This window comes from Methylobacterium sp. E-012, from assembly GCF_057836545.1.
Genome location: NZ_JBYQEY010000002.1, coordinates 49898 through 64590 on the forward strand (window position 1 = coordinate 49898; position 14693 = coordinate 64590).

General features: G+C 64.3%; 12 protein-coding genes and 1 pseudogene. 8 read left to right on the forward strand and 5 right to left on the reverse strand.

Going from position 1 to position 14693, the window contains the following annotated elements; all coding sequences use genetic code 11:
- Positions 1–160: 160 nt before the first annotated feature.
- From AC3IF1_RS28880 to AC3IF1_RS28890, 3 genes are all read left to right on the forward strand, one after another.
- Positions 161–922: a hypothetical protein gene (locus AC3IF1_RS28880; RefSeq protein ID WP_489220561.1), complete on the forward strand. Its 762-nt coding sequence runs from the start codon at positions 161–163 to the stop codon at positions 920–922.
- Positions 923–1287: 365 nt separating this feature from the next.
- Positions 1288–1725 carry a hypothetical protein gene (locus AC3IF1_RS28885; protein ID WP_489220562.1) on the forward strand — a complete coding sequence of 146 codons (438 nt, stop codon included), beginning with the start codon at positions 1288–1290 and terminating at the stop codon, positions 1723–1725.
- Positions 1726–2081: 356 nt separating this feature from the next.
- Positions 2082–2258, forward strand: coding sequence for a hypothetical protein (locus AC3IF1_RS28890; protein ID WP_489220563.1), 177 nt, complete (start codon positions 2082–2084; stop codon positions 2256–2258).
- Positions 2259–2554: 296 nt separating this feature from the next.
- Here the strand turns inward: AC3IF1_RS28890 and AC3IF1_RS28895 are convergent.
- A pseudogene (locus AC3IF1_RS28895) lies at positions 2555–2695 on the reverse strand (integrase core domain-containing protein); the annotation flags it as partial.
- A gap of 420 nt (positions 2696–3115) precedes the next feature.
- On the opposite strand from AC3IF1_RS28895, the gene AC3IF1_RS28900 reads away from it, so the two are divergent.
- Positions 3116–3367, forward strand: a complete 252-nt coding sequence (locus AC3IF1_RS28900) for a MucR family transcriptional regulator (protein WP_489220564.1) — start codon at positions 3116–3118, stop codon at positions 3365–3367.
- 63 nt (positions 3368–3430) lie between these two features.
- Here AC3IF1_RS28900 and AC3IF1_RS28905 read toward each other — a convergent pair whose 3' ends face one another.
- Positions 3431–3658, reverse strand: a complete 228-nt coding sequence (locus AC3IF1_RS28905) for a hypothetical protein (RefSeq protein ID WP_489220565.1) — start codon at positions 3656–3658, stop codon at positions 3431–3433.
- A 380-nt stretch (positions 3659–4038) separates the two neighbouring features.
- On the opposite strand from AC3IF1_RS28905, the gene AC3IF1_RS28910 reads away from it, so the two are divergent.
- From AC3IF1_RS28910 to AC3IF1_RS28920, 3 genes are all read left to right on the forward strand, one after another.
- Entirely contained in the window at positions 4039–6639 is a 2601-nt protein-coding gene (locus AC3IF1_RS28910) for a TonB-dependent receptor (RefSeq protein ID WP_489220566.1), read from the forward strand.
- A gap of 264 nt (positions 6640–6903) precedes the next feature.
- Positions 6904–8084 (forward strand): IS3 family transposase gene (locus AC3IF1_RS28915; RefSeq protein ID WP_489220567.1). Its coding sequence is split into 2 segments (ribosomal slippage): positions 6904–7165 and positions 7165–8084, totalling 1182 coding nucleotides; the frame shifts between segments, so codons are not numbered across the junction.
- Positions 8085–8166: 82 nt separating this feature from the next.
- Positions 8167–8292, forward strand: a complete 126-nt coding sequence (locus AC3IF1_RS28920; protein WP_489220568.1) for a hypothetical protein — start codon at positions 8167–8169, stop codon at positions 8290–8292.
- 78 nt (positions 8293–8370) lie between these two features.
- Here the strand turns inward: AC3IF1_RS28920 and AC3IF1_RS28925 are convergent.
- The 3 genes from AC3IF1_RS28925 to AC3IF1_RS28935 form a co-directional block, all read right to left on the reverse strand.
- Positions 8371–9539 (reverse strand): IS3 family transposase gene (locus AC3IF1_RS28925; protein WP_489220288.1). Its coding sequence is split into 2 segments (ribosomal slippage): positions 8371–9275 and positions 9275–9539, totalling 1170 coding nucleotides; the frame shifts between segments, so codons are not numbered across the junction.
- Positions 9540–9614: 75 nt separating this feature from the next.
- Complete coding sequence (locus tag AC3IF1_RS28930; protein WP_489220569.1) at positions 9615–11264, reverse strand: ISL3 family transposase; 1650 nt, start codon at positions 11262–11264, stop codon at positions 9615–9617.
- 406 nt (positions 11265–11670) lie between these two features.
- Complete coding sequence (locus AC3IF1_RS28935) at positions 11671–12201, reverse strand: recombinase family protein (protein WP_489220582.1); 531 nt, start codon at positions 12199–12201, stop codon at positions 11671–11673.
- 453 nt (positions 12202–12654) lie between these two features.
- Here AC3IF1_RS28935 and AC3IF1_RS28940 point away from each other — a divergent pair, with 453 nt between their 5' ends.
- Entirely contained in the window at positions 12655–14508 is a 1854-nt protein-coding gene (locus AC3IF1_RS28940; RefSeq protein ID WP_489220583.1) for a potassium transporter Kup, read from the forward strand.
- Positions 14509–14693: the final 185 nt, after the last annotated feature.

Consider the following 14693-nt stretch of genomic DNA (forward strand, 5'->3'; position numbering starts at 1 on the left):
GGCAAGGACGAGGGTGCTGAAAACCTGAGGCGCTGTGAGGCGCGTACCGAATACCCCTCACAAGCCATGAACTCCCCTCGGGAGTCAAGACGGAACCCGTTTCCGTCAACGGGAAGGCTTTGCCTGGACCCTAGCCGCGGCCCGTGAGGGACCGAGGACGATGTTTCACGCCACCATGCGGTCGGCGATCGAGGGCGCGCGCACGCTTGCGCAGCTCGACGACCTGTCGCGCACCATCTGGCAGGCTCACGCCGCCGAGACCGTCACCGATGCTGAGGCTCAAGGCTTGGCCGAGGCGCTGCACACCCGCAGAAGCGCCGTGCGCGAGGCCGTGGCGCCCGTGGGCATTCCGCTCGGCCGCGTGACGCTGTTCCCGCCGAAACGCCCCCAGCGGGCTCCTGAGCGATCCGTGGCCATTGCGCGTCGCCGCCGACTGGCCTTCTCCGGTCCGATGCCGCCCGCCCTTGGCCTGCGGTTCACCACCGGGCAGCTCGCGGTCCTGCGGATTGTCGGTGACGAGGTCGCCAGGAACGGCGCCTGTGGGCTGTGCATCGACGCCATCGCAGCACGGGCCGGCGTCTGCCGGAGGTTGGCACAAGCCGCGATCCGGCTGGCCGAGGGCGACGGTCTGCTGACCATCCAGGAGCGCCGCCACCAAGGCCGGAAGAACGAGCCGAACGTGGTCCGCATCATCAGCCGGGAGTGGCTGCAGTGGCTCCGGCGGGGAGGGCGAGCCACGGCCCCAGCGCTGCTGGGCGTCATAGGGTGCAAAACGATTCACCCCACGGATAGGAGAGATCCACAGAGGCAGGTTGTGGATACGGAACCGAAGAAAGGCTGCCGAGAGGCAGCGGGCGACCCTGACCGATCAGACCGCGCAGGGATCCGCGCGGGTGGTGGAGGCGGCCGAGCTATGCGGTGAGGGTCTGCGGCCGGCCGGAATGAAGAACGAGGATCAGATGAACCTGAACACGGTGTTGTCGATCATCTCAGCCGTCAAACGGTAGCCGCATCAAAGCCAAGGACCACGCACTGCACATCACGCCGTGAAAGAAATCCCCTCATCGGAGCGCCACGCTTTGGTCGGACAGTGATCACGTTCTCGTTCATGTATAAAATGTAATGCGCTATTTCAGACGGCTTTGATGGGAATCTCTACAGATTCCCGCTGTCGAAGACTGTGAAACTGAACGGCCGCTAACGAGCCTGTTCAGCAGGCGTGTCCCGATCGGCGCGCACCGTCTCCGCACGACCAGCCACCTCGGCCGGCCGGATAGGAGACGGATCATGGGACCTCGCATCCTCGCCACGGCCGCAGCCGCCGGCCTCGCCTTGATGCTCACCGCAGCCTCGCCCGCCTTCGCCCATGGGCATGGCCATGGCGGCCACCACGGAGGCGGGCATCACCATGGGGGTGGACATCACGGCGGATGGCACCACGAGGGCCGTCACGGTGGCTGGCACCCGCATGGCGGCGGACATCATGCCTGGGGTGGCCCGGGCTGGCACGGCGGCGGCTGGCGCGGTGGCCGCACCATCGTCGTGAACCGCCCGTACCCAGTGTGGCGCGGGCCCCGCACTGTGGTGGTCGGGCGCCCGTATCCCGTCTACCGGGCGGCCGTGCCGGTCGGGTATGGCCCGGGCTGCCACGTGACCCGCAGCGTCGGCCTCACGCCCTGGGGTTGGCACAAGATCGTCACGACAAAGATGTGCCTAGTGCCGTAATCCACAACGCGCACCATCGGCCGGGACCGCTTGGGCGGCCCGACCTGCCGCTGGTCGGCGTGCAGTTGTGATTGCACTCAATGCAGAACACCTCGGATTGGCGCTGAGATTTCGATCGCTACTGGCATCCATTAGCGGTCGCAAACACCGAACTGTGCGGACAGCTGGCCGAGGCGCAGGACATGCTCGTGGAGACCGCGATCGACGCCGGCAACATGCACGCTCTGGTCGAGGCTATGCGGATCGAGCGCGATGCGTGGCGCAAGGAAGCCGAGCGGCTCCGGGGAAGGTCGGCGCGGGCCTCTATCTCAATCCGTAGTGCGTAGGCGTAAATCAGTCGGCTTGGCAGGATAGAGATGGCTATCTGGACGCAGGCCAAGCACGTCCAGGACGCGATTCCGAGCCCCCGCCTCAGCGATCGGCAAGCCATCCTCAAGTCTGGCAAGCACCTCGGGGGTAACCCGCGCGAGCGCTGCCAGGGTCTCAATCGAGTAGGCACCTCGTACGCGGGCAGCATGGATCTGCGCGGCTAACGCAGCATCCAGGGACGAGGGCTTGTCGTGTTGTTCGCTCATGGGCGAGCGGTACGTGCTGGCTCGGGCCAAAGTTTCGCCCGGGCACATTTTTGGTAGAGCCGCTACTTCAGCTCAACGGGCAAAGGAGGCGGTAGGCCAAGTTCGGCGAGGCCGAGGAACAGGGTGAGCTACCACGATGCCTCCCGACCTTCAGCTTGAGCGCATGCCCGCGCAGTGGCCTGCCCCCATCCGGTGGCCCAGGTTCGAAGTTAGTGCATCGGCGGTTGGAGTTGACCCCGTTTATGGTCCACGACCTACGCAAGTTCTCGGGCTGTGACAGCTTGGTTGGCGAAGGCTCGGGGCGTCAAGCCGCCCAGGGCCGTGTGAGGTCGATCTTCGTTGTAGTGGCACCTCCATTCCTCGATGCGCTCGCGGGCATCTGCCAGCGACAGGAACCGAGGCGTTCAGCCGCACCTTCAGTGCGTGTGGTGTGATGCTTCTGAGCTTGTGGCACAGCGGTGATACTTCAACTGGCACTCGGTAGCCCTAGGGGAGGTCCGGCCCTTAAGCAAAGGGTACGCATCTGGCGCGTACCCTTCAGTCAGAGCGGCGGAGTGGGCATAGAATTGCCCGCACCTGAGCAACATGCTCCGGCTCTGTCACCCCGGGCAACAAGGCGCCGATCGCTTCATGCAGCGCCAGCCATCGACGTATCAGGCTCGGCAGCCGGCCGTCGGCGGCTTCCGACCCTCCGCCATTGTAGTGACACTAGCGGGGCTTCGCTCAGGCTTTTGAGCAGGCCACGGCGCTGGTCAATCGTTGATCTCTCGCGGCCGCCGACGCACTCTGGGCGCCTTTCGGAGGCCGATGCATCTGTGACGAAGCTGACCCCCGCGCAGATCCAGAGATCAATCAGTCTCGACGCTCTAATGAGCTTCGAGGACGGCAGATCCTACAAGACGCTCAGGCCCCACCTCGCAAGGCTGGGTCTCAGCCCAGAGGCCTACCGTGAGAAGTGGGGCCTGCCGCAGAACTACCCGATGGTCGCGCAGGCCTATTCCGATCAGAACTCCAAGCGCGCCAAAAACAGGGGCTTCGGACAGAAGCACGATGCAGCTTCTGTGTAAGTCATCGAGACCGCCACGAGGAGCCTCAGCGCAGCATGCGGCCTCATTCGAGGGCGTTTACTTCTAGACGACGACCTTGAATGAGGCTTTCACGTTATCAAACTCGGTGATCGATATATCAATGTGCTCGCCGTCTTCGGTCCGCAGCATCACGACAGGCTCAAGCCACATCCGTTTAAGCGCGGACCGGCGGGCGTGAAGAGTGCCGTGCCCGGCTACCTCTCCGGACACCCGCTCCAGCAGCAGCTCGTATGTCACCCTGACCGGCTTCGCTCCAATCGCGAGAACCATGCCCTCTCCTTTCGCGACAACGGGCGATTGAGCGCGCGCGGGGTGGGGCTGGAAGAGGGGATGAGCTGTCATGACGAGGCTTCACACCGGCCTGTTATGCGAGTCGTTGGACCAGTTAAAATCGGAACCGTATCTCTATTATGGCAAAAATCGTTGCCAAATTATCCCGGCATGAAATGCCGATTGCACCCACTTAGAATAAGCACAAGTGGTACTGATGTGCTTTCGTTGTCACGGTATTCTTCAATTCAACGCTTGTTCGCCGCAAAAGCTGAAGAAAAATTCACACACATGTTGTGGTCAAGCTCAGATCCCGCATGAGTGACCCCGCGCAGCCGACCAGAAGCGGCGCGCCTTGGGAACTTGGGTTGGGGGAAGACATGCGGGCCCTACGTGGCAGCCTGATCGCATCCGTGGCACTGCTGCCCGGCATCGCGCAGGCGCAGCAAGCCGTGACACTCGGTGAGATCAGCGTCGTCTCGACCTCGCCTGTCGGCGCAGGCGGCGGCAACTCCAGTGCTGCGCAAAACCTCAACACGCTGGGTCAGACGATCCCGACCGCCCCCGCCGGTCCGATCCGCCTGCGCGGCTCCGAGCAGCCGCTCAACAAGATCCCCAGCACCGTCGAGACCATCACGACCCGCCAGATCGACGTCGACCGCGGCACCGACAACATCATCGCCACCTTCGCCCGCGAGACGCCTGGCGTGAACCTCAACGACTCGCAGGGTAACGGCAATCGGGTCGATCTGAACTACCGCGGTTTTACGGCCTCACCGGTCCAGGGCGTGCCGCAGGGGCTCGCCGTCTACCAGAACGGCATCCGCATCAACGAGGCCTTCGGCGACGTCGTCAACTTCGACCTGATCCCGCCGCAGGCGGTCCAGCGCATCGACGTGGTCACCGGCAACCCGGTGTTCGGCCTCAACGCGATCGGTGGCGCGGTCAACATCCAGATGAAGAACGGCTTCACTTGGCAGGGCACCGAAATCACCGCCTTCGGAGGATCCGACGGACGCGTGGCCGGCAATCTCCAGTACGGCAAGGTCGTGGACAACTGGAGCTTCTACTTCACCGGCGACGGGCTGAATGACCGCGGCTGGCGCTACGAGAACCCGAGCACGATCGGCCGGCTCTACGCCGATCTCGGCTACCGCTCGCAGGACTCGGAGTTCCACCTGATCGGGTTGGCCGCCCGCAGCTTCTACGGGGCCGCCGCCGCGACACCGGTGGACTTCACCCATGTCGACCCGCGGGCGATCTTCACCTACCCGCAGACCCAAACCACCAACGTCGGCACAATCCAGCTCACCGGCCGGGTCGATATCTCGCCGACCTGGGATCTCGCCGGCAACGCCTATTACCGGCGCTTCGGTGAGAACTACGTCGACGGCAACCAGGGCAACTTCGAACAGTGCAGCAAGCGTGGCAATTTTCGCGGCTTCCTCTGCTTCCAGGATGATGCGTTCAATGTGAGCGCGCCGCCCACTAGCCAAGTGGCGGCCCGTGCCGCCTACGCCAATCAGTTCACGATCATCGGTCTGAACGGCCAGCCTATCCCGTTCGTCAAGAATGTCCCCTACGGGACGATCGACACGACCCTGACGCAGTCGGAAGCCTATGGCGGCTCGCTGCAGGCGGCCAACCGGGACCGGATCTTCGGTCTACCCAACACCTTCGTGGTCGGCGGCAGCGTCGACGCTTCCACTTTCTCGTTCAAGTCGTCGAGCACTCTCGGCGTCATCAACCCGAACCTGTCGATCACCACTGATCCGAATAACCCGTACTACGGCACGATCCCAGGCCTCAACACGCCGGACATCCGTACCCTCGGGGCAATCGGCATAGCACCGACATCCGTGGCGGGCTCGACGCTGTATCTCGGCCTCTACGCCACCGACACGCTCGACCTGACCGACCGGCTGTCTCTGACCGCCGGCTTCCGGCTCAACTACGCCCGCATCGAGACGCGCGATCTGACCGGCTTCTCGCCAGACATCACGGGCACGCACGAATACACCAAGGTCAATCCACTGGCGGGCCTGACCTACCAGTTCGACCCGGCGCTCAACCTCTACGGCAGCTACTCGGAGTCGAACCGGGCGCCGACGCCGCTGGAACTGTCCTGCTCCAGCCCGACCCAGCCGTGCCTCCTGCCGAACTCGCTGGTGGCTGATCCCCCGCTCAAGCAGGTCACCGGGCGGACCTACGAGGCCGGCTTCCGCGGTGTGATCCCGAGCTTCCTCTCGGGCGGCAATCTGACCTACAAGGCCGGTGTCTTCCGGACCGACCTACAGAACGACCTCTATCAGGTCGCAGTGGCCGGCAACGCGGCGCGCGCCTACTACATCAACGTCCCGGCGACCCAGCGGCAGGGCATCGAGGTCAGCGCCGAGTACGTCGTCACCCCCGACCTACTGATTTACGCGAACTACGCCCTGATCGACGCGACCTTCCAGTTCAATCAGACGCTTTCCTCGCCGAACAACCCGCTGGCCGGTACCGGCACGGCTGGCGGCGCGACCGGTGGTGATGTGGTCCCGAACGGCGGCATCAACGTGCGGCGGGGCGACAAGATCCCGCTGATCCCAGATCATCAGATCAAAGCCGGGTTTGAGTACAATATCACCCCGAACTGGCGTTTCGGCCTCAACGTTTCGGCCTTCTCGTCCTCATACTACCGCGGTGACGAGTCCAACCTGAACCGCAAGCTGCCGGCCTACTACGTAATGAACCTGACGACTAAATACCAAGTCACCAAGAACCTGGAAATTTTCGGGCTAATTACCAACCTGACCAACAACCGCTACGCCACCTTCGGTACCTTCGCCGAGACAGGTGCGGTGGCCGGCAACCTATCGATCAACGATCCGCGGACGACGACCCTGGCGCAGCCGCTATCGGTCTACGCGGGCCTGACCTACCGCTTCGGAGCCGATCCGGTGCCGATGTCGCCGGAGCCGATCATCCGGAAGTACTGACCCCCAACCCAGTACGACGGAAACTTAAGGAGCTGCTTTCGGGCGGCTCCTTTTTTGTTAGGCTCCAACGCCGCCGAGATCGCCGCCAGCCGATTGCAGGAATGATGTTTCCCATAGATCATGGTGCATGACTACCAATAAGCCTGCGGCGAACTTGTCGGCTTTGGTCGGTATCTATGTGCGCCTGCAGAGATGCCCCTTGGTCAGCCCCCATTGAAGTGGTCCGCCCTTTGGTATGGCTTTTGAGCCTGGAGGACGGACGAGATGGCAAAACACCCGAAGCCCGAGGAGATCGTCGCGAAGCTACGTCAGGCGGACGTGCTGATCTCACAGGGCCAGAGCGTGGCCGATGCAATCCGCGCGCTCGGTGTGAGTTCGGTGACGTACTACCGGTGGCGACGTGAGTTTGGCGGCCTGAAGTCGGATCAAGTTCGACGGATGAAGAGTCTTGAGACTGAGAATGCTCGGCTTCGAAAAGCCATCGCCGATTTGACGCTGGACAAGCTGATCTTGCAGGAGGCGTCCCGGGGAAACTTCTGAGCCCTGCGCGCCGACGCGCCTGTGTCGAGCACATCATGCGGACGATAACCGTCTCCGAGCGCCGTGCCTGTCGGGCGCTCGGACAGCATCGCTCGACACAGCGCAAGGTACCGCGGGGCCGCGACGACGAAGAGGCGCTGACGGCCGATGTCGTGGCGTTGGCTGAGAAGTACGGACGCTATGGCTACCGCAAGATCAGCGCATTGCTGAAGGCGGCCGGTTGGTTCGTCAACGACAAGCGCGTCGAGCGCATTTGGCGGCGTGAGGGTCTGAAGGTCCCAGCCAGACAGCCCAAGCGAGGGCGGATCTGGGACAACGACGGCTCCTGCGTCCGTCTTCGCCCGGAACACCGCAATCACGTGTGGTCGTACGACTTCGTCGAGGCCCGCACGCACGATGGACGCAAGATCCGGATGCTCAACGTGGTCGACGAGTTCACGCATGAATGCCTGGCAATCCGAGTCGCCCGCAAGCTGAAGGCAACCGACGTCATCGACGTGCTCTCGGATCTGTTCATCCTGCGTGGCGTACCTAGCCATATCCGTTCGGATAACGGCCCGGAGTTCGTTGCGAAGATCGTACAAGCTTGGATCACCGGCGTCGGAGCAAAGACGGCCTACATCACGCCAGGCTCACCGTGGGAGAATGGCTACGTCGAAAGCTTCAACGCACGGCTTCGCGACGAACTTCTGAACGGCGAGATCTTCTACACACTCAGAGAAGCGCAGGTCGTCATCGAAAGCTGGCGACGTCACTACAACGGCGTGCGCCCGCATGCATCGCTGAGATACCGGCCGCCGGCCCCGGAGGTGTTCGTGCCAGCCTTCTCCGCTTGGCCGGCTGCGCTCGCCCGACCAGCTCCGCCGGCCAAGCTACTCGTGGCGGAGCGGCCCACCGTGCACTAACTTTACCCTTGGACCACCTCGTGGGGGCCGATCAAAGTCCGAGCAGCGGGTCCGGGCCCTGTGGTCGGAGACGCCGGAGGGCGTGCGTGCGGGCTGCGTGAAGACCCTCGCCTTCGTAACGCCCTCGTATCAGGCGCTGTTCGGCTGCATGTCGCTCGCGGTCGGGACGATGTGGATCAAAGGCGAGCTGCGGCTCGTCTCGCGGTAGGCACTAATACTGTAGATGGGGCGATGGCTTCCCCCGGGTGCGCGTGGCCTGCCCCCATCCGGTGGCCCAGGTTTGAAGTTAGTGCATCGTCGGTCGCGTGACGATGGCGGGGCGAGCGGACGGTACTGAGCCGCCCGGTTCCGGTGGCCGGATGACGACCTCCGGCGCAGGCGGGCAGTAGCCGAGTGACGAGTGGGGTCGGATGCTGTTGTAGTACCTCCGCCATCGCTCGATCACGACGCTGGCTTCCTTGAGGGTGTAGAACACCTCGCCGTTGAGGAGTTCATCCCGTAGCTTCGCGTTGAAGCTCTCGCAGTACCCGTTTTCCCAAGGACTGCCCGGCTCGATGTAAGCCGTCTTCGAGCCGACCGCTGTGATCCAGTCTTGGACGGCTTTGGCGATGAACTCCGGGCCATTGTCCGAACGGATATGCTCGGGCACGCCGCGCAGGCTGAACAGATCCGAGAGGACATCGATCACGTCGTACGCCTTCAGCTTACGGGACACACGGATGGCCAGGCACTCACGGGTGAACTCATCGACCACGTTCAGCATCCGATACTTGCGCCCATTGTGCGTGCGGTGCTCGACGAAGTCGTAAGACCAGACGTGGCCGGGCCGCTCCGGCCGCAAACGGAGGCAGGAGCCATCGTTGAGCCAGAGGCGGGCTCGCTTCGGCTGTCGCGCTGGAACCTTGAGCCCCTCCAGCCGCCAGATCCGTTCGACCCGCTTCACGTTCACCGTCCAGCCATCGCGGCGGAGCATCGCCGTGATCCGACGGTAGCCGTAGCGCCCGTACTGGAGAGCCAGTGCGACGATGGCGGCGGTCAATGCCGCCTCGTCCTCGACCACCACGGCGCGCTTGCGCTGTGTCGAGCGGTGCTGACCAAGAACGCGGCAAGCGAACCGTTCCGACACGCCATGCTCGGCCACGACGTAGTCGACGCAAGCCCGGCGGCGAGCCGGGCTCAGAAGTTTCCCGAAGCTGCCTCCTTCAGGATGAGCTTCTCCAGCGTCAGGTCCGAGATCGCCCGACGCAGGCGCAGGTTCTCCGTCTCCAAGGACTTCAGCCGCTTGACCTGATCACCCTTCAGGCCGCCGTACTCGGATCGCCAACGATAGTACGTGACCTCCGTCACCTCGATGGATCGGATTGCTTCGGAGACCTTGCGGCCCTGCGAGACCAAAACATCGACCTGACGCAGCTTCGCGACGATCTCTTCAGCCGTATGCTTCTTCCGACGCATCATAACATCCTCCACATGGCGCGAAGCCATACCTCAGGGAGGACCACTTTTCGGCTCTTCGCCAAGTTTGGTGGATTAGGCTGTGAGGAGGAACCGTCGTCGGAGGAGATCGAGATTGGCGCGGCCGTACATGGCGCGCTTCAAGAGCTTGAGACGCGTGATCTGCCCTTCTGCCTGCCCACTGCTCCAACGCAGTGTCAGCGCAGATCGAACGGCATCTCCGTCCTGACCGATGCTGCCAGCGAAGCTCTCTACGACGCGGACACCGCAGGTTTGCGCGTCGCCCAGCCATTCATCGAACGCCGTGACATCCATTTTTCCCGATGGCTGCTGGCCACAACAGCTCCGGACGATCCGGCAGAAGCGGCGGCCGAGATCGACGACCTTGGCCGCCTCGGGATCCTGCAGGACGCGCGAGACGACCGCAGCTTGCGCGGCGCCGAGTCCTTCCGGCTCACGCAAGAGATACCAGGACAGCTGCTTGGATGAAGCCAGGGGTGATGCGGTCGAGGTCGCAACACGGGTGTCGGTCGGTGCTGGCGACGACCGGATTGTCATTTTGGCCGAGCCTGCGCGCCGCTCGGACAACCAGCGATGCACTTGCTTCGAGGTGCCGGTAAAGCCGATCCCCTGAAGTTCGCGCCAGAGCTGCGCAGCGTTCTTGCAGCCCTCATCGAAGCGGCCATGCAGATGCCCGAGAAAAGGATCGAGCATGCTCGGCTTCGGCTCGCGCATGCCGTTCCGGGGGAAGCTCGCGGCGAAGGCGTACTTACGCACCGTGGCGCGGGCCAAGCCGGTCTCGCGATTGATGCGCCGAAGCGAGTGTCCTTCTGCATGGCGGCGACGCACGTCATCGTAGGCCGCTTCCCATCGGCGGCGGGCAGCGGCTCGCGCGAGCATCTCGGATGGTGCGCGTGGGAAGGCTGTGACGCGCTGGATCGATGGCGATGACGGGGCCACAGCCGGCAAACGCTTCAGACGCGGATGGACGCGGGCGAGCCAGCGCTCGACCATCTGCCGGGTATTGAGCAAGAGGTGCCAGCGGTCTGCGACCTGAACGGCATCGGGCACACCCATGGCTGTCCCACGCGCATATTCGGTCGAGCGGTCCCGTGCCACGACCTGGATCTGTGGATCGCGCTGCAGACGAGCTGCCAGGGTCGAAGCCGAACGATCCGGCAGCAGGTCGATGGGACGTCGGCGTTCGAGGTCGACCAGAATGGTGCCATAGGTTCGGCCTTTGCGCAGGGCCCAGTCGTCAACACCGACGATGATCGGTTTGGATCCGGTCGGCAGCGGCCATTTGCGGATACCTCGCAGCAGCGTCGTGGCACTGGTCGGCATCGCCAGGTGCGGCAGTAGTCGAGCGGCGGGTGTGGCCCCGAGCGCCAGCGCGGTCCGAACCTGAGCGTTGGCCAGCCGGCGGGTCCTGTGAGCGTAGCGGTCGAGGAAGCGAGGAAGACGCTCGGCGAAGGTCCGACGCGCGCAAGCAGGATCGTGGCAGTAGAAGCGTCGGATCGTCAGGTTCAGGCGCACGTCCTGACCGCTCGTCGGCAGGTCGGCAGGCCGTCGATGATAGCGACTATGCACAGACCGACTGACGGTACGACAACCTGGGCAACGGGCGTGATTGCGCTTCGCTTGAGCGGCAATGCGAAGGGCAGTGCTATCCTCACGCGTGACGTGAAGAAGGCGACACCCGGGGATGTGACAGAGAAGGGTCATGCCCTGATCTGAGAATTCCTGCCCGGTTCAGCCAGGAGCTACCTCCCGCTATCCGCCCCAGCGACCCAATCCACCAAACTTGGCGAAGAGCCACTTTTCAGGGGGCAGGCCAACGCCATCGCTCATGGGCCGGGTGTAATCGGGAGGGATAGGCCGGGCAATCCGACGCCCCGCGGGGCGATCCGTGCGCCGGACCGCGGGGGGACGACGCGCGCGGACCCTTCGTCAAGCTGCCACCTGAACTTGCGGTTGTATAAAAAGCGCAATCATGTGAGGCAGTTAAACGGAGGCATCGGGCGCGGGCATCGATTATCATACGCTGCCGCACCCGCGAACGGGGGGTTTTTCCCGCCTATAAAAAAGGGAACGTCCGCGGGAGAAACGCCGGCCGGCCCGGAGGGGGCTCTCAACCCCGAACGGTGCTGCTGGCGCGGGCCCGGGTGAAGTAGGTGTAGAACGTGTCCCGGCTGACCCCGAGGCGCCAGGCGAAGTCGGCCACGCTGATCGTGCCCGCCGCCAGCAGCGCGCGGCCCGCCTCGACGTCGGCCTCGGTCAGCTTCTTCGGCCGGCCGCCCTTCCGGCCCCGGGCGAGCGCGGCCTTCAGCCCCTCCATCGTGCGCTCGCGGTTGAGGTCGAGGAAGTACTCGGCCATCGCCCCGTGCATCTGCAGGGCGAAGCGGCCGTGCGCGGTGGCGGAGTCGAACTGTTCGGTCAGCGATCGGAAGTGCACGTCCTTGACGCGCAGGCCGTCGATGGTGCGCATCATCTCGACCAGCGATCGCCCGAGGCGGTCGAGCTTCCACACCACCAGCACGTCCTCGGGGCACAGGTAGGCCAGCGCCTCCTTGAAGGCGGGGCGCTTGGTGCCGGCCTTGCCCGAGCGCTTCTCCTCGAACAGCTTGGTGCAGCCGGCACGGGCGAGGGCGTCGCGCTGGATGTCGAGGTTCTACACGCGGGCGTATCCGGCGAGTATGTCGGGAAAATGCCGAAAGACCGTTTATCCGGGAATAGAAAAGCCGACATATTTACCCGACACGGACGGGCCGGTTTTGGGCGGCCCGGGGCGCACGTCCGGCATGCGTCGGGAAAACGGTCGGATTGCCGACATATCCGCTGGTAGGCTCAAAGTCTCTTTCCGAGGTGCCTGGTCCACGCCCCCTTCAAAACCGCGGCTCCTTCCCCTTTGCGACAGCCGGATCGCTGCGCGGGCAGCGGGGATGTATCCGCCCCCGATCACGCGGATCTATTTCGGCTCACCAGGCGTCTGAGATCGAGAAAGCCAGCGGGAACAGCGCTCATCGCCCTCGCGTGGCTGTCGGGGAGATCAACCGTGACTGTTGCGATCCAGGCTGCCGAAGCGCAGCTTCCGGCACGAACCGCCTCCATTGCCCTGTCCCTCGGCGCACTCGGCATCGTCTATGGCGATATCGGCACCAGTCCGCTCTACGCGCTCAAGGAGACCGTCAAGGTCGCAGCCGCAGGCGGCACCCTCCAGCACGACGCGGTGCTCGGCTCCGTCTCCCTCATCCTCTGGTCGCTGTTCCTCATCGTCGCACTCAAGTACGCCGTCTTGATCCTGCGCGCGGACAATCACGGCGAGGGCGGCATCGTGGCCATGCTCGCTCTGCTCGGTGCACGGCACGCACCGCGACGCTCGTGGCGCGCCATCCTGCTCGTCGTCGGTCTGATCGGGGCCGCGCTGCTCTATGGCGATGGCGCGATCACCCCGGCCATCTCAGTGCTCTCAGCCGTCGAGGGCCTGAAGGTCGATGCCCCCGGCGTGACGCCCTTCGTGGTACCGGCCACCGTCGTCATCCTAATCGGCCTGTTCTCAGTTCAGCGGAAAGGCACCGGCTTCATCGGGCGCCTGTTCGGGCCGGTCATGCTGCTGTGGTTTGCCACCATCGCGGCCGTCGGCGCAGCCGGCATCCGGCAGAACCCCGAGATCCTGGCGGCCCTGAACCCGTTCCACGCCGTCCATTACCTCCTCACCGCCCATCTACCGGTCAGCTTCGCCATGCTGGGCGCGGCCTTCCTGGCCGTGACCGGCGGAGAGGCGATGTACGCCGACCTCGGCCATTTCGGGCGCGCACCGATCCGTATGGCGTGGTTCGCGATCGTACTGCCGGCCCTGGTGCTGAACTATCTCGGCCAGGGCGCCCTGCTGCTCTCAAACCCGGGTGCGGTCGACAACCCGTTCTTCCAGCTCGCGCCGAGCTGGATCCACTACCCGCTCGTGGCGTTCGCCACGCTCGCCACCGTCATCGCCTCCCAGGCTATCATCTCCGGTGCGTTCTCCTTGACCGAACAGGCGATCAAGCTCGGCTTCTTCCCGCGCATGCGCATCGTCCATACCTCTCGGCATGAGGCCGGGCAGATCTACTTGCCGATCGTGAACTGGCTCCTGGCCATCGCGACGCTGGGTGCGGTGCTGGCCTTCGGCTCCTCGGATGCGCTGGCGGGCGCCTACGGCATCGCCGTGTCGCTGCTGATGGTGATCACCACCGTGCTGGCGGCGCTGATCGCGCTGCACTGGGGCTTCAACCTCGCACTCGTGCTCGCGGTCAACGGCGCGTTCCTGCTCGTCGATCTAACCTTCTTCAGCGCCAACACGCTGAAGCTGTTCGAGGGCGGCTGGTTTCCGCTTCTCTTGGCGGCGGGCGTGGCCTTCCTGATGCTGACGTGGCGGCGTGGCACGCAGTTGATGGAGACAGCTCGGATGCAGCTGCGCCTGCCCGAAGATGAGTTCCTGCGCCGAGTCGAAGCCAAGCATCTGCCGCGCATCGCGGGCACGGGCGCGTTCCTGACCTGGGCGGACGAGGGCATGCCACTGCCGCTGATGAATTTCGTCCGGCATCTACCGGTGCTGCACGAGCGCGTGCTGCTGGTGACCATTCAGGGCCTGGACGTGCCGCACGCGGCCGAGGCCGAGCAAGTCGCGGTGGTGCCGGTCACCCAGGACGTCACACGGGTCATCCTGCGCTTCGGCTTCATGGACAACGTGCACATCCCGCGCGCCTTACGGCAGGCCGTTGAGCGCGGTCAGTTGCTGGATGTGGATGTTGAGGCACTGGCCTACTTCATCAGCCATGAGACGGTCGTCGCCTCGGAGAAGCATCCCGGCATGGCGGGCTGGCGCGAGGAAATCTTCGCGCTGATGCAGCGCAACGCCGAGGAGACGGCGAGCTACTTCTGCGTGCCAGCCCGGCAGGTGATGGAGGTTGGCACCGAGGTCGAGGTGTGAGCGGAGGTTCTCATGAGATCGGTCGTATGCCCCGTGTGCGGCCTCGCGGACTTCGAGGTCGAGCCGCAGGACGATGGGCTTACGGCGGCTGCGGTCTGGACGGACGCGTTCATGCGGCGTTGCCAGCACGTTCAGGAACGAAGGCACCGAGCCGACCTCAAGTCCCATTTCTGTCCACATTGGGC